Source organism: Rhodocytophaga aerolata (assembly GCF_030503435.1).
Taxonomy (GTDB): domain Bacteria; phylum Bacteroidota; class Bacteroidia; order Cytophagales; family 172606-1; genus Rhodocytophaga; species Rhodocytophaga aerolata.
In genome coordinates this window covers 1-20410 of record NZ_JAUKPO010000039.1, presented here as the reverse complement: position 1 = coordinate 20410, position 20410 = coordinate 1, and the positions used below count along the sequence as shown (strand labels likewise).

Annotated in this window: 15 protein-coding genes; 9 read left to right on the top strand and 6 right to left on the bottom strand. The window is 44.0% G+C overall.

The annotated features are described in order from the left end of the window. Positions 1 to 183: 183 nt before the first annotated feature. Positions 184 to 3165: a TonB-dependent receptor gene (locus Q0590_RS32025; protein ID WP_302041746.1), complete on the bottom strand. Its 2982-nt coding sequence runs from the start codon at positions 3163 to 3165 to the stop codon at positions 184 to 186. A gap of 196 nt (positions 3166 to 3361) precedes the next feature. Further along, the gene (locus tag Q0590_RS32020; protein WP_302041745.1) at positions 3362 to 3745 is read right to left on the bottom strand and encodes a T9SS type A sorting domain-containing protein; all 384 of its coding nucleotides are present in this window, start codon (positions 3743 to 3745) and stop codon (positions 3362 to 3364) included. 318 nt (positions 3746 to 4063) lie between these two features. Here Q0590_RS32020 and Q0590_RS32015 point away from each other — a divergent pair, with 318 nt between their 5' ends. Further along, a complete protein-coding gene (locus tag Q0590_RS32015; protein ID WP_302041744.1) occupies positions 4064 to 5161 on the top strand; it encodes a sensor histidine kinase in 1098 nt (365 codons plus the stop codon). Next, positions 5158 to 5916, top strand: a complete 759-nt coding sequence (locus Q0590_RS32010) for a LytR/AlgR family response regulator transcription factor (protein ID WP_302041743.1) — start codon at positions 5158 to 5160, stop codon at positions 5914 to 5916. The genes Q0590_RS32015 and Q0590_RS32010 overlap by 4 nt, the downstream gene beginning before the upstream one ends. Before the next feature lie 46 nt (positions 5917 to 5962). On the opposite strand, the gene Q0590_RS32005 is transcribed toward Q0590_RS32010, so the two are convergent. Both Q0590_RS32005 and Q0590_RS32000 read right to left on the bottom strand, forming a co-directional pair. Next, positions 5963 to 6631: a sulfotransferase family protein gene (locus Q0590_RS32005; RefSeq protein ID WP_302041742.1), complete on the bottom strand. Its 669-nt coding sequence runs from the start codon at positions 6629 to 6631 to the stop codon at positions 5963 to 5965. A 218-nt stretch (positions 6632 to 6849) separates the two neighbouring features. Further along, positions 6850 to 7821: a hypothetical protein gene (locus tag Q0590_RS32000; RefSeq protein WP_302041741.1), complete on the bottom strand. Its 972-nt coding sequence runs from the start codon at positions 7819 to 7821 to the stop codon at positions 6850 to 6852. 244 nt (positions 7822 to 8065) lie between these two features. Between Q0590_RS32000 and Q0590_RS31995 the strand changes: the two genes are divergently transcribed. From Q0590_RS31995 to Q0590_RS31985, 3 genes are all read left to right on the top strand, one after another. Further along, positions 8066 to 9274 carry a threonine synthase gene (locus tag Q0590_RS31995; protein WP_302041740.1) on the top strand — a complete coding sequence of 403 codons (1209 nt, stop codon included), beginning with the start codon at positions 8066 to 8068 and terminating at the stop codon, positions 9272 to 9274. Between the two features lie 289 nt (positions 9275 to 9563). Then, positions 9564 to 9971, top strand: a complete 408-nt coding sequence (locus Q0590_RS31990; protein WP_302041739.1) for a hypothetical protein — start codon at positions 9564 to 9566, stop codon at positions 9969 to 9971. 686 nt (positions 9972 to 10657) lie between these two features. Further along, positions 10658 to 14557 carry a PA14 domain-containing protein gene (locus Q0590_RS31985; RefSeq protein ID WP_302041738.1) on the top strand — a complete coding sequence of 1300 codons (3900 nt, stop codon included), beginning with the start codon at positions 10658 to 10660 and terminating at the stop codon, positions 14555 to 14557. A gap of 278 nt (positions 14558 to 14835) precedes the next feature. Here the strand turns inward: Q0590_RS31985 and Q0590_RS31980 are convergent, their stop codons facing one another. Continuing rightward, on the bottom strand, positions 14836 to 15432 hold the full coding sequence (locus Q0590_RS31980) for a Crp/Fnr family transcriptional regulator (RefSeq protein ID WP_302041737.1): 597 nt from the start codon (positions 15430 to 15432) through the stop codon (positions 14836 to 14838). A gap of 231 nt (positions 15433 to 15663) precedes the next feature. Between Q0590_RS31980 and Q0590_RS31975 the strand changes: the two genes are divergently transcribed. Together Q0590_RS31975 and Q0590_RS31970 are read left to right on the top strand one after the other, a co-directional pair. After that, entirely contained in the window at positions 15664 to 16137 is a 474-nt protein-coding gene (locus Q0590_RS31975; RefSeq protein ID WP_302041736.1) for a RidA family protein, read from the top strand. A gap of 27 nt (positions 16138 to 16164) precedes the next feature. After that, the gene (locus Q0590_RS31970) at positions 16165 to 17157 is read left to right on the top strand and encodes a cyclase family protein (RefSeq protein WP_302041735.1); all 993 of its coding nucleotides are present in this window, start codon (positions 16165 to 16167) and stop codon (positions 17155 to 17157) included. Positions 17158 to 17447: 290 nt separating this feature from the next. Here Q0590_RS31970 and Q0590_RS31965 read toward each other — a convergent pair whose 3' ends face one another. Next, positions 17448 to 18845, bottom strand: a complete 1398-nt coding sequence (locus tag Q0590_RS31965) for a pyridoxal phosphate-dependent decarboxylase family protein (RefSeq protein ID WP_302041734.1) — start codon at positions 18843 to 18845, stop codon at positions 17448 to 17450. 226 nt (positions 18846 to 19071) lie between these two features. Between Q0590_RS31965 and Q0590_RS31960 the strand changes: the two genes are divergently transcribed. Both Q0590_RS31960 and Q0590_RS31955 read left to right on the top strand, forming a co-directional pair. Further along, complete coding sequence (locus Q0590_RS31960; protein WP_302041733.1) at positions 19072 to 19563, top strand: hypothetical protein; 492 nt, start codon at positions 19072 to 19074, stop codon at positions 19561 to 19563. Between the two features lie 492 nt (positions 19564 to 20055). After that, positions 20056 to 20262: a hypothetical protein gene (locus Q0590_RS31955; RefSeq protein ID WP_302041732.1), complete on the top strand. Its 207-nt coding sequence runs from the start codon at positions 20056 to 20058 to the stop codon at positions 20260 to 20262. Positions 20263 to 20410 lie beyond the last annotated feature (148 nt).

Genomic DNA, 20410 nt, shown 5'->3' with positions numbered 1-20410 from the left:
AACAATTCTGCCTGGCTATACCATTTTATGTTTGTTGAAGGTAGGACTTACCAAATAAAAAACCTTCCCAGCAGGAAGGTTTTTTGTTCTTAAATCAATTACGTTATTTTTAGAAGAGCCTATGTGGTATACGAATTAGCTCAGTATATTCATTATCTGCAATTTTAGGTAGCTATATCACCCTTAATTAGTTTTTGTAAAACTTCCCTTGATAAGATTTCCTTCGAGTTCAGTAGATAGAAGCATCCTGCCGTTTTCCACGGTTCCTTCATGCCTTAGTTCATTTCCATTAACAGAGAGTGTAAAAGAGAAAGCACTTCCGTTAATTTTACCGTTTGTAATAGCCATTTCACCCATTGGCGTTGACATGGTTCCAGTTAGCATAGCTGCTTCCGCCTTCAGGTTCAGGGTGGCATCGAACATTGCTAGCTTACCTGTCCATTTTCCTGTAATCGCAGCTGAATCTATCTGGCCTGCTTGTGTACTGTCGGTGGAAAGGCCAGTTCCCTTAGCAGATGTACCCACGTTTGCCAGCGACGTAGCCTTGGGCAGTGTACCTGGAGAAGCAGGTGAGCCACTGGCAGGCATTTGCCCCTGTCCGCTTCTGGAACTTTGTGGCTGGGTACCCCCTCCCATAGGTGCAGAGCTGGTCTCTTGTCCTGCGTTGCTTTCGCCACCTTTCAGATCATCATTGTTTACGGACTTGCGGCGTTTTGGTGTGCCCACATTCATTTTTCCGATGCGGTAGCTTAGGTTCACCTTAAAGCTCATATTGCGCATAACGTTGGTGCTTGATTGATCCAGTACCGGAGAGTTAAGTTCACTATGCATTTTGATAGCAGACGTCAGGAAATTTTCTGCTCCAAAACCAATACTTCCCTTCTTATTGGCAAAGTCTTTTTTCACGCTTAAACTATAAATACCAAACCCGCCCCGGTAACCTTGTAACTGGACTTGCCGTCCGCGGTAGAAGCCAAACAATTGCAGCCCCCAGCCATTGGATAAATTGTAGTTGCCAAATCCCCGCAAGCTATACACTAACCCTTGGTTGCTGGCATTATACAGTGGATCTGCTACATTGTTGGCTTGCATGGCATAGTACACATCGGTTCCTCCGTTCAGCGAAAATTTATTAGAAAGATTGACATTAGCAAATACACTCATGCCATAGGCATTTTCGCTGCCGATATTCTGGTAGGTTGTGCGGATAATGTCTCCCTCCAGCACATCGCGTATACTCTGGATAGACCCTGTTGTATTGCGGGCAAAGGCAGAGAAATTTAAGGATGTACTCTTGATAAAAGTGCCATAGGAAAGCTCGAAATTGTTGGTGTATTCCGGATTCAGATCGGGATTGCCGACTGTTATATTTAATGGGTTCGAGGCTTGAATATTGGGGTTTAAGAACTGTAAGGATGGACGCTGAATTCGCCGGTTGTAGGCAGCCTTCAGGGTATTGCCATTTTTCAGCTTTTTAGATAAATTAATACTAGGCACCAGTACGCCATACGAAGGAATTTTAAAGCCCTCAGTTTCATTCTCCAAATCTGCCGTAATAGTCGTGTATTCATACCGGGTACCTGCCTTCAGGCTGTAATCTTTCAAGAACGACCAGGTATACGACAGATATCCCGCCATAATGTTCTGATTGTAATTGAATACATTAGTTAGGCTGTTGTTATTGACAGGTACAAATTCCCCATTCTCCCCTTCGGCAGTATAGTAGGTAAAATCACTGATTACTTTCCGCATAATGTCTTTTCCGCCTACTTCCAGCAGCTGATTTTTACCAATGGGTGTCTGGTAGTTCAGCTCAACGGTTACCTCCTGATTATAACTTTCGTTTATGTTTTTCAGCTGGCTTTCGGTAGTCAGTTCCTCATTAAGTATCGTATTGATAAAATTGTTTGTCTGGTTGTTGCGGCTGTATTGGGTGAGAATACTAAACTCCTGCCCCGGCTTTGAGAATGTGTGGGTATAATTCAAGTTCGCGTCGAATGTAGCCGACAAGTTCGCCATATCAACATTCCGCAAGCTACTGTTCAAAAAGTTGCCATTGACAAAGGTTTGGGTTTGCAAATTATCCTGCAGCATATTCATATTAAAGGTACCCAGTTGAACAGAGGCATTCATGTAATTGTTCTTGTTGATGTCATAATCCCAGCCCAAGGTATATCTGCCCATCAGCATCTTATTCTGGGTATCGGCTTGCTGCAAGGATAAAACCGTGTTTCCCAGCGAATCCAGGGTAGATTGTTTGTTCTCAAAGCTGCCTAAGATGTTGTATCCAGAACGGCCAAAGCCTCCCAGCGAAAAGCCCATTTTCCCTTTGCGGTAACTGCCATTCAGACCCAGGTTAGACCCACGCGTGCCGGCACTTATATCGGTATTGAGGGAAAAGCCTTCCAGGGTATTCTTTTTGGTAATGATATTGATAATTCCGCCGGAGCCTTCTGCATCATATTTGGCTGAAGGTGAAGTAATCACCTCTACGGATTTAATCATATCTGCCGGTATTTGTTTCAGGGCATCGGCTACGCTTCCGGCTGTAATCGTAGAAGGTTTATTGTTGATCAGCACCCGTATATTCTGGCTACCCCGCATAGATAGATTGCCATCCAGGTCTACTGAAAGCATGGGCACTTTCCGCAGTACATCCGCCGCATCGCCGCCGCGGTTAGTAGCATCATTTTCTGCATTGTACACCATTCGGTCTACTTTTTCTTCAATCAGATTCTTCTGTCCTTGTACCGTAATTTCTTTCAGCTCCTGCACCGTTGGGTTTAGTTGGATGGTGCCTAGATTAACCTCTCCTTTGCTATCGGAAACCGTTATGTTATCGAGTATCTTTTCTTCATAGCCTAAAAAAGAAATAGCCAGTTTGTATTCTCCGGCAGCTACTTTGCTGATCGTGAATTTACCATTCTCATCGGCTACGGCTCCATCCAGCGGTGTTTTGCTGCCTGCCGGTATCAAGGCTGCTGTGGCAAAGGGAACAGGTTCATTGCTGGCAGCATCTGTTACGGTGCCGCTGATGCGCCCTTTGGCCACACTGGCCAGGCTGGCTGTCACCTGGGAAGGCGGCACAGATGTGCTGGCGGGTGTTTGGGCATACATCCAGTGATAACAGCACAACAGCCCAAGTACGGAGAAAAACTTTTTCATTGATTTAAGAATGAGTTGATTATAAGGATTGAAACAAAGCTACAGATAGAAAAAAGAGCAACGAAACAGACTAGACTGCTGACCCATGAACGCCGATGACTTGCTCTTTTTAACCGATGAGTTTTCAGTAAAAATGGCTGAGAAATGGGGTTAGGTAAAACTACCCGCCAAGAATGCTTAGCGGGTAGTACTAAGTTCAGGATAAGGAGATGGAACGCGTAGAGGTAAAAGATGGAGGGGTAGTCTGGATGGTAAAGGTTTTTACTTGTTTAGTAGTCCCATTACTTATTTCCACCTGATAGTCTCCGTCTTGCAGCTTTGACAGATCAAACCGGTAGCGGATGGCTCCTTCGCCTTTGTTTATGTGCTTGGTATGCAGAATATGTCCGTCAGCATCCCGTAACCGGATTACGAGCGAAGCCTCTTCGGTTACCTGCGTTACTACATCTAACTTCATAGATTCTGTACGGACAACCACTGAGGCGTCTATGGGGTGGGTAACCGGAGTAGAAGTAGCAAAGGATAAGGAAGCAGTACCCATCAGGAAGGCAGTCATTAAAGAAACAAATAGCTTTTTCATAGTTTTATGTATTTATATGGTATAAAGATTTTTTAGCTGATCAGCTGTTGAGTTTCGGCTGATTATTGATTCAAAGGAATGCTCTTTTGCACAGGATAAAAAATGCAATAGACCTGCTGCCCTACCCTACCGACCAGTGGCCAGACAGCACCGATGAAAGAGCCCGCATACACTTCTAGCCAGTAAATGTGAGCAGTCATAGATAAAATTCATTGGTTCTGTCGGTGATTTCGGGCTAGCGGCAGATTGCTTCCAGGAGTATCAACAGGTGGTTGTATGTTTGCAAGTATTTTCCTTACTTCGTTTAACACTCTACCCATGGCTATCTTATTTCCTATCCGGCTTTCTGCTTACTCGGTACATGCACTCGTGTGGGTATTGCTTGGCCTGGTGCTGCTTGTATTTCCGCCGCTGAATCTGAGTGTCAATCTGCCTGTTCAGTTCTGGATAAAACAAGCCATACACTTTTGTTTATATGTAGTGGCCTTTTATGTAAACACCCTTATATGGGTGCCAAAACTGTTGTTCGAAAACAAAATAGGGAAGTATATCGTGGCTATTTTGGCTACCGTTATTGCTGTAACAGCACTTGCCTGGCTGGTGGAGTACTGGTTGAATTTGCCGCTTTTGATGGCCCGGGCATTTAATCCAACAGCGGAGCCACCGCATGGGGCCGGGCATGTACCCAAATGGACCATCGTTTTCACCTTTTTTTCTACGCTTATGGCCATGGGTATTAGTACTACCATAGCTGCCGTACAAAAGTCGCAGAAAGATACGCTGCTCCGGCAGGAAGAAGTTTTGCTCCGTAAAAGCCTGGAACAGCAGAAAACCGACTCCGAACTCTCCTTTTTAAAAGCACAGATTAACCCCCATTTCTTTTTTAATACGCTTAATAATATCTATGCACTCACCATGATCAATGTGGAAGCCTCCCGCCAGGCCTTGCTGAAACTGTCGCGGATGATGCGCTACGTGCTGTATGAAACCCAGAAAGATACCGTATTGCTTAGCCAGGAAATGGCTTTTGTACAAGACTATATCGAGCTTATGCAGCTTCGCCTGACAGACAAAGTGGAGGTAGTTTTTAAACAACCCTCGCCTTTAAAAGAAGTGGTGATTGCTCCTATGCTGCTTTTGCCTTTTGTGGAGAATGCCTTTAAACATGGCGTTAGTGCATTACATAGCAGCCGCATTTTTATAGGTATCCAACAGATGCCGGATTCCCTGGAGTTAGATGTGCGGAACACTTTATTCACCGACCAAAGTAAGTCATTGGAGCAAGGCAATGGTATTGGCCTGGTAAATACCCGCCGCCGGCTGGATCTATTGTACCCAGACCGTTACCGCTTATCGGCCGCTGCCGATCCAACACAAAACGAATACCAGGTTCACTTAACCCTTGACCTATCATGACTCTTCCCACACTTACCTGCATGGCCGTTGATGATGAACCGTTGGCCTTAGGGCTTATCTGTGCTTTTATTGAGCAAACTCCTTTTCTGAAGCTGGTGGGCCGCTATAGCAGTGCCATTGAAGCCCTCCGCGGACTTCACGAACAGCCGGTAGACCTGATTTTTTTAGATATTCAAATGCCGGATTTAAACGGCTTGGAACTCGCCAGGATTTTAGACCGGAGCGGCGCCAAGGATACCCCCAGGGTTGTGTTTACCACCGCTTTTAATCAATATGCTATTGAAGGATATAAAGTAGATGCCCTGGATTATTTGCTCAAACCGTTTGGGTATGATGAATTTCTACGGGCTGCTAACAAAGCCCGCTCATACGCAGAACGGCAACAACCACCTGTATCCATACCTATTCCAGTCAGCGCTCCGGAGCCGGAAGAAGAATATTTATTTCTGAAAGTAGAATACCAATTGGTAAGGGTAGCCTTTAAAAATATACTGTATGTAGAAGGCCTGAAAGACTATGTAAAAGTGTATGTACTGGGCAGTACCAAACCCATTCTATCTTTAACCAGTTTAAAAGCTTTGGAAGAAAAACTACCCTCCAGGCGGTTTATGCGCATACACCGCTCATATATTGTTTCGCTGGAGCAGATAAAAGCAGTTACCAGAAACAGTGTACAAATCGGAGAAATTACTATACCGGTAAGCGACCAGTATAAGGAGCCATTTACCCAATTCCTGAGCCGGTGGACTAGCTGATTTGTATTTTTAATCTTATAAATTACCAGCGGATAAGCTATGGCAATTAGGCAGTGCGTAAGAGTTCTTTTGTTTTGCTTTGAAAGCCGTCCCGTTCATTTACTTTTGGAAAAGGAATATCCGGCACTGGCACATTCAAAAAGGTACATAAGGGTTCCCAGCCTTGCTTTACCTCATACACAAGCAAACGGTGGGCAGGCACTATTCGCTTTACCTCTTCGTTATGCCGGTGAAACACTTCAAGGGCAAATGCTTTATCTTCAAACCTGCCGGCAAAGTCTCCTTTCCATACCCCGCCACTCATTTTAAATACCCTGAGTAATTTCCGCAACCGGGAAGAAAAAAGCAATTTCAACGCCATTTCAATTTTTTGCCCCAGGCTAGGCGCTGCCTGATAAATCGTGTTATAGGTACTTTCATACCATTTTTCAGGATCGCGTACACTTAACAATACTTTTGCTTCCGGATAATACTGCATGAGTTGTTTATAATGCCGGTAGCCCGGATAATCTACCGTTGCCTGATATCCTTGAAACAAGGTTTCCCAGTCTACCGGTTTTCCCTGATTGGCTTCTTCCCAAAAGTGCACCTGCTGGGGATTCTCCAGCAGTTCTACCATGTGGTAACATTTGCCAAACCCCAGTTGCTCAAGTGCTAATTTGATGGAAAGGGTACCAGTACGGCCAAAACCTGCTCCAATTACTTTGATTGCCATTATATTATACAGTTTTCGTTTTCAACATATACGGTAACAGAACAGATACAGGCTATTTTTAACTAGCTAAATATAAGTATAAACAGGTAACCAAATTGAGATAAGCTAAGAGAAAATGGCGTTGCTTCTCACTGAATTATTCCATCTTCTAACTATGCCAGTCAGCTTTGCAAATCACTCTAAAGCCAATCAAGAAATCAGTTAGTAGCCTGGCATGTTTACTCTGTGATAGAAATTTTACCTTCTACCCAGGGAGCCCCAGGCAGATAAAACCGCATACCTGTTTTCATTTCCAGGTCAACTAGCCGGTTTCTGATTTCAACGGGACTCAGTCCTATCTGCCTCCGCAATGCATTTACCTGCGATAAGCCGTCCCGGGTAGGGTGATTGAGGTAGCCATAGCCTTCCGTCTGGCGATTAAATTTTACTGCCCGGTACCAGTCATCTATTAAAGCAAATTCTTCTGGAGACATATAGCCCGATCGAATGGCAGCAAGCAATGTTGGTTTGATAAATGGATAGAGGGTATCCGCTTGTACATACCGATGCGAGATGGAGTTATGGTGACTCAGGATGGTGGTTACCCAGAAGTTTTTCCCGATCAGTCTTTCACCCGGATACCCTTTGCCAGCCATCATCTCTATCAATTGCTGGACTTGCTTCTCACTGTGCGGCGCAAATCTTTTTTCAGCATACCGGTCTTGCCCTTTGGAGCTGAAAGTAAATAAGGCCCCTAAGGCTTTCCACTGATCTTTGGCAAACATCTTTTTTACTTGCCTGCGGTATTCCCCATCGAGCCTATCCTGGTATTGCTTGTTGAGCGAAGAATAATACTCACGGAGATCCTTCTGTATCGGTGCTAGATATGTATTTTTCCGGATAGATTTGCGTGACCATCCGGCGGCTATCCCTTTTTTCAGGTAGTCGCCTGCTTTTGCTGTATCTTTCAATTGTAAGGCCAGTTGAGTGGCCACCTGGTACTCCCGCAGGAAAATAAAAGGATAGGTATGGAACAGGTTTTCGTACACCACCAGGGCTTGCTGATACTTCTCCTCGGCCAGTAGTCTTTCCGCTTCCATTACCTGGCCATGATACTGTGCATAATCCGGCTGGGTAACTGCCAGAGCAGCTGGAAGTGTTACAAGAAAGCACAACATATAAAACAACCCTGTCAGACAAAACTTCATCATTTTATAAAGCTAAAAAATTTTCCTTTGTATCTACCTGTAGGGCTCCGTCCGGCAACTTTTTTTCCATCGGTCAGGCTCCCAAACAACTTTTTAACGGAAGCTATACCCCGGCTGTGTAACATTAGCAAACGTAGCTGGCTGAACAGATTTATCAAATGTTTTACTCTTCTGCCCGACACACAGGCATGCTTTTGCGTATATAGGATATACAACGTACATACTTATTCATTTCTTTCACATCCCTATGCTAGAATTAACGTATCCTATTCGACTCAGAGCTACCAAAACAAATACGTTCTTTACTCATCTGGTTTGTTCGGCCTGTGGACATGTTTATTCTAAAGGGCACGTGCTGACTGTTTGCCAGCAGCCTGGCTGCCTCCAGCCTTTATTAGCCGTATATGACACCCGTCGCCGGTTGAACAGAAAATACCTGCGGCACCGCCCTGCTTCTATGTGGCGTTACCGCGAAATGCTGCCGATGGTGTCGGATGCAAATATTGTCTCTCTGGGAGAAGGCTTCACGCCTATGTTAAAGGCTACGGGTTTAAGTAAAAAGTCGGGGATGTTTTCCTTATTCATAAAAGACGAATCCTTGAACCCAACCGGTTCTTTCAAAGCCAGAGGATTGAGTATGGCTGTTTCCAGGGCTAAAGAGCTTGGGATTACCTCCTGCGTTATTCCAACAGCCGGGAATGCCGGTGGTGCCATGAGTGCCTATTGTGCCAAAGCAGGCATAGCAGCACATGTGTTTATGCCTACCGCAACCCCGGACGTATTTAAACAGGAGTGCCGTTTTTTTGGTGCGCAACTGACGCTGGTAGATGGCAGCATTTATGATTGCGGCCAGTTGGTACGTCAGCAAGCAAGTATCCACGGATGGTTTGATGTATCTACTACCAAAGAGCCTTACCGGATTGAAGGAAAAAAAACCCTGGGTTATGAAATTGCCGAACAACTCGGCTGGATACTACCAGAGGTGATTGTATACCCAACTGGCGGAGGCACCGGTTTAATTGGTATGTGGAAGGCATTTGATGAAATGGAACAACTCGGCTGGATTGGCTCACAAAGACCCCGGATGGTAGCCGTGCAATCGGCCAACTGTGCCCCGGTGGTTAAAGCCTTTGAATCAGGAGCTACGCAGATGACACTTTACCCAGATTCGTTTACGGTAGCGAATGGCTTGCGGGTACCCAAACCTTATGCCGATTCCCTGATTTTACGGGTATTAAAAGAAAGCAAAGGTAGCGCTATTTCTATTGAAGATGAAGCGATTATAGGTGCTGTAAAAGAAATAGCCAGGGAAGAAGGGTTATTGGTATCTCCGGAAGGGGGAGCTATATATCAGGCTGCCAAACAACTCCTTCAAACAGGATGGATTCAGCCGGAAGAAAGAGTAGTGCTGGTTAATACCGGCAGCGGCTATAAATATCTGGAAAATCTAAAATAGTCTCACCCATTGTAAGCACAATACCCGGTTATTGGAAAAAAATACTACCCTTAGGCTGCCTCTCCAGTATGCTATCGGTTTAGTATGATTAACAAATATCCTTGCTTAAAAAAGACAGGTAATTTATTCTCCTTCACGTAACTATCCCTTGGATTTCTTGATTTGAATCAAGAAAAATATCGGGTGTATGCCTTTCCTTTGTAGTAGTTCTTAGGTAATTAATCCGGAATAGAGCTGTAGGTACACTTGGCTACCATTCCAAAAAACAATAAACACCCAACCTATATACATGAAAACACAAACAATCAAACACAAAAGTCAGGCAGCCCTAAGCACCCTATGCTGGGGCATCTACATGATGCTGAATGGGATCGGCCTAATTATTTATCCTAATGGCGTACTAGCCTTGATGGGATTTGAACCTACCAACGAAATCTGGATCAGGATGGCTGGTTTACTCTCACTTGTAATCGGATATTATTATGTACAAATGGGCAGATACCATTTTGCTCCCTTCTATACCTGGAAAATTATCGGACATGCCGGCGGAATTCTAATCATGACAGGATTTTATCTGCAAGGTCTGGCCCCGGATACTATTTTTTTGCTCTGCCTTTCAGATGCTCTGGCGGCTATCTGGACCGCTTACGGAAAGTATTATGACCAAAAGCAAGTCCTGGGTACAACTGCTTCTTAAAGCTTAGTATGTTTCATTTGTCCTTCTTTGCTACAGGCCGAAAAAGCCTGTAGCAAATTTTATGTATAAGTAATTGTTTGCTTTGCATCAAATCTATACCAATGCTCTTTCCCTTCTGTTTGCCTTAAACACCACCTAAACGTTGAAATAATTTTTCCGGATTAGGAAGAAAAATACCGAAAATTAAGTATTGACTCTCTGATAAATTCTGTCTAAATTATCCTACTTTTTATGGCGGATATGCCTTTTTCGTGCCCTGAAACAGGCTTTTTCAAACTATTTCAGCTTTTGTATTTCATTTTTTTACATTATAAAATCACAAATTTATTTTAAACACTAAAAGCCTTGTTAGCCGGTAAATAATAATCTTCATTGGTGCCTTGAGCCACCAGGTGATAGACTGCTTACGGAAAAACTACTCTGCCTTCTTATTTTACAGTTAATAACGCTGCTACACTTTTTGCCTCATATTTTTTATGTGCATACGCACTGGATGCAACCTTGCACAGCCAGAGAGATTAATTACTCTATTAATTGAATTAGTTATACGATGGTACCTATACTCTGCCTTAAGCTATGCAGCTGATTTTTCATGTGTTGTAGCAGGTAAGCCTCTACGCTGCCGGGTATTGGTAAATGCTATTTTTTCAAGAACTATTTCCACGACCTCATATTCTCCTACTTATATGCAACGGTCTATACTTTTTCGTTTTTTGCCTACTGGCCTAACAATCCCTTTCGGTATTTACAGCTTTTCTGTGGTCTTATACTATCTGGGAACTACCATGTTTTTCACTCCGGCAAACTATCTGGTAAGGGAGGTTTCCACTACAGATCCTCACACGGCTATTACTTCTCCCTGGAACACCACTGATAATCCATCGCCGTTTCCAGAAGATTCCTCTCCAGGGCATACTAGCAACGCTACTACTATTCTTCCAATGCAGGGATTAGCTACCTGCACAGCAAGCGGCAGCATTCTGCGGGAATATTGGGCTGGTGTTAGTGGCTCTACGGTGACTGCTATTCCTGTTGCTACCACCCCTACTTCTACCTCCCAACTTGCGTCTTTTGAAGCACCCACCAATATAGCCGACCAGTATGGAGCCAGAATACGAGGGTATCTGTGTGCCCCTGCTACAGGCAATTACACATTCTATCTGGCAAGCGACGATAACGCACAACTTTATCTCAGTACCGACGATAATTCCTTGAACAAGCGCAGAATTGCTGAAGTAACCAGCTGGACTAATTCCAGAGAATGGACGAAATTCGCTTCCCAGAAATCTGCAACCATCTCGTTAACAGCAGGCCAGAGCTATTACATAGAGGCCTTACACAAAGAATCGCTTTACGGCGACAATCTGGCTGTTGGTTGGCAAACGCCTACCAGCTCCGCCATCACGATTATTCCAGGCTCGGTGCTTTCGCCAGTAGTGCTAAGTAGTGCCTGTACAGGAAATGGCACTATATTACGTGAATATTGGTCCGGTATAACAGGCACCTCGGTAACGGCTATTCCAGTAACTACTACTCCTTCCACTAGTTCTACAATTCCTTCGTTTGAAGCCCCTACCAATGCAGGCGATAATTATGGGCAACGCATCAGAGGTTACATTTGCCCGCCAAGTACCGGCAGCTATACTTTTTATATAGCTTCAGATGATAACAGTGAACTATGGTTGAGCTCTACGGATAATGTTGCCAGTAAGGTTAAAATAGCTTCTGTCACAGGGTATACCTCGGCTCGGCAGTGGACGAAATTTGCTTCCCAGAAATCTGCTGCTATTGCGCTAACAGCCGGCCAAAAGTACTATATAGAAGCCCTGCATAAAGAAGGTTCAGGTGGAGACAACTTGGCTGTTGGTTGGCAAACTCCTACTAGCTCCGCCATCACGGTTATTCCAGGCTCATTTCTTTCGCCAGTTGTTCCCGGTACGGGTGGCCTGCAGGTGAAAGTTAATTTCCAGAATGCAGCCACGTCTCAAGTGCCAGCCGGATTTCTGAAAGATACTGGTTCGCCTTACGGAAGCCGTGGCAATGGCTATACGTATGGATGGGTAACACAAAACTCTCTTTCCAGTGCTACCCATGTGCCCTGGGATATGTCCGCAGATGCCCGGAACCGGAACCGGACTGGCATATCATTAGAGCAAAACACATTGGTTCATATGCAACTGGTAGATCTGGTAGCTACCAATGCGAATAAAGAAAGGGGTGCCTGGGAAATAGCTGTGCCTAATGGAGCCTATCAGGTAACCGGGATGGTGGGAGATCAACCCTCAGGTAGTACGTATGACAGTAAACATCGCCTAAATGTGGAAGCAGGCATTCTCATTTATAATTTTCAAGGTTCTTCTACGAAGGAGTATGAGCAAAAAACCGGACAGTTTTATGTAGTAGATGGCCGTTTAACGATCAATGCCCTTGGTGGATTTAACACCAAAGTAAACTCTGTTTATGTACAGTCGATACCGGCTACAAGACCCATGGTGTCGGCTGTAAATCCGGCAAATGGCGCTACAGGCACAGCCTTGAATATTGGGGTGAGTGCCTCTGTAGTAGTGCCTGTAGTAGCAGGTAAGCCAGGCGGAATAGATAATGCAACCATCACTCCTACTACGGTCAAACTATTTCTGCTGAATGGTACCACGGCTACTGAAGTTCCGGCCAACGTAGGTGGCACAGGTGGAGGCGATGCCATCAATTTATCGCCAAAAACTGTACTACAAGCCAATACAACCTATAAATTTGTTGTTACAGATGGGGTAAAAGCCCTCTCCGGAGCTGCTTTTGTGCCCTTCGAAACTACCTTCACCACAGGCAGCGGCAATACAGAACCTACCATCAACGCTGCGTTTGATAAAATACCCATTACGGCAACTAAAGGAGAACAATATACTTCGTTAGCAATCGGACCCGACCGTAAATTGTATGGGTTAATGCTGAATGGAACCATTAAACGATTTCCCATCAATACAGATGGAACGCTAGGAACAGCGGCCATAGTCAGCACCCTACGCACGAAATACGGAGACCGGTCTGCGGTAGGTTTGGCATTCGACCCTGCTGCTACATCCAGTAACCCGGTTATATGGGTTTCACACGCAACTACTGGTGTTGCCAATGGTCAGGAATGGGATGGCAAACTCTCGAAACTTTGGGGTGCTCAGCTGGAAAACGAACAGCTAGTTGTAACCAATTTACCCCGTTCTACCAAAGATCACTTGGTAAACAGTATTGCTTTTAAGCCTGGTCAGCCAAGTATTTTATATATTAGCCAGGGCAGCAACAGTGCTATGGGTGCCTATGATGGTTCCTGGCAGCGGGATGAATCTCTTTTGGCCGGGGCTATTTTGAAGCTAGATTTAAGTAAACTACCTGCTACCTTACCATTAAATGCAAAAACAACCAATGATCTTACGGCTATAAATGCTGCGTCGTCCAGTTCATACACCATGGTAGTAAATGGAGTAAATTATTATAATCCCTACGCTTCTACTTCTCCCCTGACCATTTATGCCTCAGGCGTGCGAAATGCTTTTGATCTGGTATGGCACTCCAATGGCTATTTATACGTTCCTACTAATGGCTCTGCCTTTGGTGGCAACACGCCTGGCTCTGTTGCCGGAGTCCGCCGGCCAGATGGCACTTTCTATAACGGGCCTGCCATTCCGGCCACTAGTCAGGTAGACAAGCAACGCGACTGGCTATTTAAAATAAATCCGAACCTGCGGATTAATGGGAAGGACTACCAGGGCTATTTTGGACATCCTAATCCTTTACGTGGAGAATATGTGCTTAACCGAGGCCATATAGATAATCCTAAATATCCGTCTACTATAGCGGCAGATGTCAATTACCAGCCAGCCGTATTTAGTTTTGAATACAATATTTCTCCAAATGGAGTAATTGAGTACAAAAGCAGTGCATTCAATGGAGTTTTAAAAGGCAGATTACTTGTTTGCAGATTCAGTAACCTGGACGACATTCTTGTGCTGGAACCAGGAAGCAATGGCTCTATTGTGAGTGCTGTCAGCGGCTATGGTAGCCCAGGTATACCCGGCCTATCCGGTTTTACTGACCCGCTAGACCTTGTGGAAGATACGCAAACCGGAAATTTATATATAAGTGAGTTTGGCTGGAATAACCCTGGCGCCGCTCAACTTACTTTGTGCCGGGTAAAAGCCACTACTCAAGTAGCCAATACCCAGGTTCCAGTGGAAGTACCTATCCTGGATACCACACGTAGTCCACTTACAGGTGCAACAGTTAGTAGCTACCCATCACATGTCAGAATAGCTGCCAGGGATATGGCAATTCCTTTGCACAGGCTGTATGTTTATCCTAATCCATCTAACGGGCATGCAACCATTTATTTTGGTGTATCCACAACGCAAAGGCTTGCTTTACAGGTATTCAACTCCTTAGGCAAACTTCTCACCACGCTCTATGAGGGAGAAGCCGAAGGGTGTATTCAGTATGAGATTACTTCCGGAGATTTTCCACAAGAAAATGGCCTGTATCTTTTAAAACTATCTACTGCTGACAAGGAGTACACGTCAAAAATGATTATTATCCGTTGATCAGGGGCTAATTTTCAGTTAGGTTACTTGCTGTATCCTTTTATAAGCCGAAATGGAAAAATTGATACATAGCTACTACCTTTTGCTACCCTTTTCTAACATTTATAGGCATCAAGCAACTAATTTAATCCTGGAGACCATAGAAAACGCTAGCCTGTGCACATGAGTATAGTAGGAATTAGGAATGTATTACCCTTCCTGAATAAGCTTCAACAGTTGTATATCAGTAACTGGGGTTTTACCTTGAACAAAAAACAATATCTACTCGTGTTTTATAACTACTTCCTTCTGCTGTCCCGTTCCTGTAACTTCTTTTTAAGTTTACTCAAGAACTCTGGGGTTATACCCAGATAAGAGGCTATGTATTTTTGAGGAAGCCGCAGTTCCAGCTTGGGGTATTTTCCTCTGAACGCCAAATACCGGTCTTCCGCACTCATACTCAGGTTTTGCAATATCCGCTGCTGAAAAGACACATACGCATGCTGTATAACAATGCGGTGAAAACGGTCGTATTGCGGCACTATTTCGTAAAGTTTTTGAATTTTTTCGTAAGAGGCCTCCAGTATCTCCGTATCTTCTATCGCTTGAACATTGCACTGGGCAGGCTGCTGAAACAAATAACTCTGGAAGTCACCAATCCACCACCCTTCGATACCCAGCTGAATAATATGTTCATGCCCTTCCATATCAATGAAATAGGTAATGGCACTGCCTTTCGTAATAAACATCTGATTCCGGCATACAGCCCCTTCATGTACCAGAAATTGCCCTTTTTTAAACTTCCGGGGTGTAAAAATACTCTGGATATATTCTCTATCCGTCTCACCAAGAGTTACATATTTTTCAATGCTGGAAAGCAACAGATCGTGCACCATACTTAATCTAGTTCAAGTCAATTTCTTGATGTAGTTCATTTTTACACTCTCCCCTGTCAGCTAATTTTGGTTTATAAATTAAATGTATTCACCCACTAAAAAAAACTGACGTATGAAAATTATTATTGTTTACCAGAATGCAGCCATCGTATGCCCTGCTCTGGCTGTACTTCTGATGAAAAAGGCAGGAACCAACATTACTAGTTAACAAAACAGAAGCAAAAACACCCCATGAACACGACAAAAACACAAATTCTACAAGCACTTGCCGACCTAGGAATTAGCCTGCCTTCTGCACCCAAACCTGGGGGATCGTATGTATCGGTGAATCTGCGGGGCAATGTCGCCTATGTGGCTATACAGTTCCCTATTGATGGCGACCATTATTTGTATACTGGTAAACTAGGCAAAGACTTGTCTATTCAGGAAGGATATGATGCTGCCAGGCTCTGTGCAATAAATACGCTTGCCCAGATAGACAAGTATATAGGTTTTGAAAAACTGAGTGGCTTAAACCACCTGGATATTTACTATCAGGCAGCTGAAGGCTGGGACGAAGGGCCGCTGGTAGCTAATGGTGCATCGGAGCTTTTTTTACATGCACTTGGCTCACTGGGTATTCATACCAGGTCCATCTTGGGGGTATATTCTTTGCCCCGAAATTTCAGTGTCGGCATCACTGCCTCCTTTACTTTACTTTCTTAATCAATCCACCCTTTTCTTAGTTACAAAATGAAAAAATACCATGTATTTAGTAGAATTGCTGTGCCTATACTGATGGTTATTTCCGAGCTTGCCTTTGGCCAGCAGTATAAAGAAGACGTAGGCATAAGCCCATGGGGCGCTGAAGATGAGATAGGTACCCTGAATATGATGACAGAAACAAGCAAACTATCTGTCCTGAGTAAAATACGTAGTGGTAAAGTGTATGACCTGAGCACAGAGTATTTTGTAGGCATGCCTAGTTTCCATTCGTTAGGTGATCCTGGCTACCAATACTGGCTGACACATACGCCGCATGGAACAGCGGTAGATAATCCCAATGGCCTGGGAGAAGAAATGAACAACAAAGTATCCTATACTGGAGATGCCATTTCCCTCTACACCCATATGGGAACACATATTGATGCGTTAAATCACTTTGGCCTGAATGGAAAAATATGGAATGGCTTCACACCAGAGAAACACTTAGGAGACAAAGGCTGGAAGAAAACAGGTGCTGAAACCATTCCTCCTATCATAGCTAGAGGCGTACTGCTTGATATAGCCTCCTACAAAGGGGTAAAAACGCTGCCTGCCAATTACCGGGTATCCGCTGGCGATCTGAAAGGTGCCTTGCAGAAACAAAGAATAACCCTGCAGAAAGGAGATGTGGTACTTATCCGCACCGGGCAGATGGTGCATTACGCAGACGCCAAAGAATTTCTTCATGAATATCCTGGAATTAGCCTGGATGCAGTAAAATGGCTGGTTGAAGATCAGGGGATTATGTTGCTAGGAGCAGACAATTTAAGCTTTGAAGCTTTTCCTCCTGAACGTACCGATAACTGGGTGCCAGTGCATACCTATCTGTTAGCTGAAAAAGGAGTGATGTTTATTGAACAAATATTTTTAGAAGACTTAGCAGCAGACAGAGTGTATACATTTGCCTTCATAGGTGCCTCGCTGAAATTACGCGGTGCCAGTGGTTCTCCTATGCGTCCTTTAGCTATTCCACTGAACTAATATACCTGCCATGCTTTATACTTCTCTCCTATTGACCCTGTACTTAGGGCTACCCGGTTCATGGGAAACATCTACTAAAACACTAGTAATTTTGCAACAGCCTTCTTCGTCAAGAAACGCAGCAGTTATGTCAGAAACAGATTATCCTGCTTATTTTTTCCTGAAAATGAGATAAAGCTTAACAATGAAGTGCTTTATAACCAAGCCAACTACATTGAATAAAATTGCCTTTCAAACAAACCTGTCAGTGAAAAATTCCGGCAGGTTTGTTTAATATGCCAGCCGAGCACTTATTCATATACGGCTAGTAATTCTTCTATGGTTAGGTCTATGTCGGCTTGGGTAGTTCGCCAGTTGACAAATGCAGCCCGGAGTGAAGGAACTCCTTTATAAACAGTAGGCGTCAGAAATACTTTTCCTCTAGCATTTAATTTTTCCACGATTCGCTGCACACTAGCGCCTCTGTTCTCTTCTCTACGTGTAGTAAAGCAAACTACATTTAACCAAACAGGCGCAGACAAAATATACAGGCCGGATTTTTCCAGTTTTTCGCCTAATAGTTGTGCCATAGAGATGCTATGTTCCACAACTGACTGATAACCTTTTTTGCCATAGGCATGCAAGGTAAACCAGGCAGGCAAAGCCCTGAATCTACGTGAGTTTTCCGGAAGAAAATTCAGATACGAAAATTTCTCTGAGGGATCGCCCAGGTAAGGGGCATTCGTGTTTTGGAATGTCTGTACTTGCAGACTAGCATGCGCTTTCCGGGTAAAAAAAACGGCACTATCGTATGGTACATTCAGCCATTTATGTCCATCAATGGTAATGCTGTCTGCTTGCTCCCAACCCTTTAGTAAATGTGCATAGGCAGGCGAGCAGGCAGCAAATCCACCAAAAGCGGCATCAATATGCCACCAGAAGGTATAGTTGTTTTTTAACCTGGCAATTGCCTGCATATCGTCGAAGTCTACTGAGTTTACGGTACCTCCACTACACAGCAAAATAAAAGGTTTGTTAGCTTTCTGTTGGAGTAATTGCTCTAGTGCTCCTACATCCATTGCTTCGCGGCTATCCAGCGTTGGAACAGAAATGATATTTCCACTTCCAATGCCAAGCATCGCTAAACTTTTTAACGTAGAGGAATGAGGCGTGGCTGAATATATGTCTATGGCGAATGGAAGGCCGTCGCGGGCAATATCTTTGCCAGACTGCTGTCCAACCCATTGCCTGGCTACAGCCAGACAAGTGAAATTAGACACGGTAGCCCCTGTAACAAAACCTCCGTAAAAATCATCTGGCAATTGCAATAAGTCCAGCAACATGCGTATAGTTGCTACTTCCAGAAAGGCAGACAAATCCCCTATACCGGTAGTATTCTGCGTATTTTGATCAAAAACCGAAGTAAGCCAGTCCCCGGCAATAGCTGCCAGTGTACCTCCGCCAGTTACATACCCCAGGTACCGCGGCCCCGAAGAGGCAACCAGGTACGGCTGAATATACGTGTTGAAATAGGTTATGGCACTTGCTGCGCCAGCACCTTCTGTTGGCAAAGTAAAGGCCGCTGTAGGTGGCTGCGCAAGTCCCGTAGGCTTCACGGCAATGGTGCTCAGGTAGTCACTGCTGAGTTGTCTGACCTGCTCAAGTAGTTGATCTATATTCTGTAAATCTTGCTGAAAAAGTGGATGCATGGATGAAAACTAGTAGAGGAACTATTGGAAAAAGCTGCTTGGGTTGTGGCATCAAATATACTACGCAATTCCTGTTCCCAGGACACTCGGCGTATGCAATTTTCTGCATAAAAACAGGGGGCATATCTTTTACAAGTAACCAACAATACCCTTTAAAAATCAGCCAGCTTCATTGCCTCCTGCATCTGTTTTTACGTATATACCTATTCACCAACCTATTAGTCCTATGAAACCAATGAACCACACAGAATCCATTGCTGTCCGTTATGGATTACTTACGTTTGTAGGCCTGGTGGCCTTCTTTCTGGTTATGCGTATGTTTAATCTGGCTCAGAATCAGGAACTGCGTGTATTGAATATGATTATTCTGACAATTGGTATCTGGCGGGCAGTGGCCAGACTAAAGCGAATAGAGGGCAATTCCATGGAATACCTGAATGGCGTGGCCTGCGCTATGTTTACCGCTTTAGTAGGCGTGGGGTGTTTTGCGGTATTTGTTTGCGTGTATTTGCTTATTGACACACAACTGTTAGAGATGTTGCAGCAAAAAAGTATTGTTGGGAAGTATATCAATCCTTTCTCGGGGGCCGCGGTTATTTTTATGGAGGGTATCTTTTCTGCAGCCATTATCAGCCTTGGTGTTATGCAGTATTTAAAGACATCTATGCTGCAACAGATGCATGAGCCCAACGCATCTTTACCTAAGGCTGTTCATTAACTACTCTTTTACACCTTATCATTGTATCAACCTAAGGCATAATATGTTTGGCAGGTAAGTAAGCTACTCTTTCTAACTAGCTTACTTACCTGCTTGCTTTAAAAGCAACAGTATGCCAACAGTATTAATAGTTTTCCAAAGCTACCCCCTCTCTATAGCTAATGCGGAGGGACCTTTTTTGCCTATACGCATCTTTTTACCTTTGCTACCTTGTTTTGTTTTCTTACCATAGGTTTCCCCAATAATTAGCTGCAAGTCATAAGAATGCCCCATAACTAGAACATTGAAAGGCAACAGTTTTAGAAAGTTCATAGATTCAATTACGACCCTTTTAGCAAACAAGTGTACTACTAGCAGATAGCCAAGCTTGGTATGTGTATTCTCTATTTTTTGAGAAAACAGCGGTTTACTTTTCTTCAGCAGAGACATAAACTGTAAATTCATTAATTGGAATACAAGCCACCATCGCAACTATTATTTATCTGTCCATTTATGCTGTCATTAACAGAAATACTGTTTCTAACCCTCCAGGAAAGAGCACACTATGTGTGGAACAAGGGCATGTATTGTTATAGCTCCTGGGAAGGAAACTATAAAATAACCTTATACTGGCTGGGGAATTTCTATGCACAGGTCTGGCACGAGGAGAGTTCTAACCTGCTCCTGGATGTTACGCTGAACGAAACCATGCCCCAATAATCTTCCTAGTTCCTGCCTGCTTAATCAGCTACATATACAGGTCAATATTTACTGGTAAGGGCTGGTAGTTGTAAACTTCATTAATACATACTCTAACGTGAACTATGGATTAGTAAAAGCATAAAGGGCTCAAAATGAATTAGCTTTG

Excerpts from the sequence above, each read along its gene's own strand:
- Q0590_RS32025 (WP_302041746.1), bottom strand. The coding sequence starts at position 3,165 with ATGAAAAAGTTTTTCTCCGTACTTGGGCTGTTGTGCTGTTATCACTGG.
- Q0590_RS32020 (WP_302041745.1), bottom strand. The coding sequence starts at position 3,745 with ATGAAAAAGCTATTTGTTTCTTTAATGACTGCCTTCCTGATGGGTACT.
- Q0590_RS32015 (WP_302041744.1), top strand. The coding sequence starts at position 4,064 with ATGGCTATCTTATTTCCTATCCGGCTTTCTGCTTACTCGGTACATGCA.
- Q0590_RS32010 (WP_302041743.1), top strand. The coding sequence starts at position 5,158 with ATGACTCTTCCCACACTTACCTGCATGGCCGTTGATGATGAACCGTTG.
- Q0590_RS32005 (WP_302041742.1), bottom strand. The coding sequence starts at position 6,631 with ATGGCAATCAAAGTAATTGGAGCAGGTTTTGGCCGTACTGGTACCCTT.
- Q0590_RS32000 (WP_302041741.1), bottom strand. The coding sequence starts at position 7,821 with ATGATGAAGTTTTGTCTGACAGGGTTGTTTTATATGTTGTGCTTTCTT.
- Q0590_RS31995 (WP_302041740.1), top strand. The coding sequence starts at position 8,066 with ATGCTAGAATTAACGTATCCTATTCGACTCAGAGCTACCAAAACAAAT.
- Q0590_RS31990 (WP_302041739.1), top strand. The coding sequence starts at position 9,564 with ATGAAAACACAAACAATCAAACACAAAAGTCAGGCAGCCCTAAGCACC.
- Q0590_RS31985 (WP_302041738.1), top strand. The coding sequence starts at position 10,658 with ATGCAACGGTCTATACTTTTTCGTTTTTTGCCTACTGGCCTAACAATC.
- Q0590_RS31980 (WP_302041737.1), bottom strand. The coding sequence starts at position 15,432 with ATGGTGCACGATCTGTTGCTTTCCAGCATTGAAAAATATGTAACTCTT.
- Q0590_RS31975 (WP_302041736.1), top strand. The coding sequence starts at position 15,664 with ATGAACACGACAAAAACACAAATTCTACAAGCACTTGCCGACCTAGGA.
- Q0590_RS31970 (WP_302041735.1), top strand. The coding sequence starts at position 16,165 with ATGAAAAAATACCATGTATTTAGTAGAATTGCTGTGCCTATACTGATG.
- Q0590_RS31965 (WP_302041734.1), bottom strand. The coding sequence starts at position 18,845 with ATGCATCCACTTTTTCAGCAAGATTTACAGAATATAGATCAACTACTT.
- Q0590_RS31960 (WP_302041733.1), top strand. The coding sequence starts at position 19,072 with ATGAAACCAATGAACCACACAGAATCCATTGCTGTCCGTTATGGATTA.
- Q0590_RS31955 (WP_302041732.1), top strand. The coding sequence starts at position 20,056 with ATGCTGTCATTAACAGAAATACTGTTTCTAACCCTCCAGGAAAGAGCA.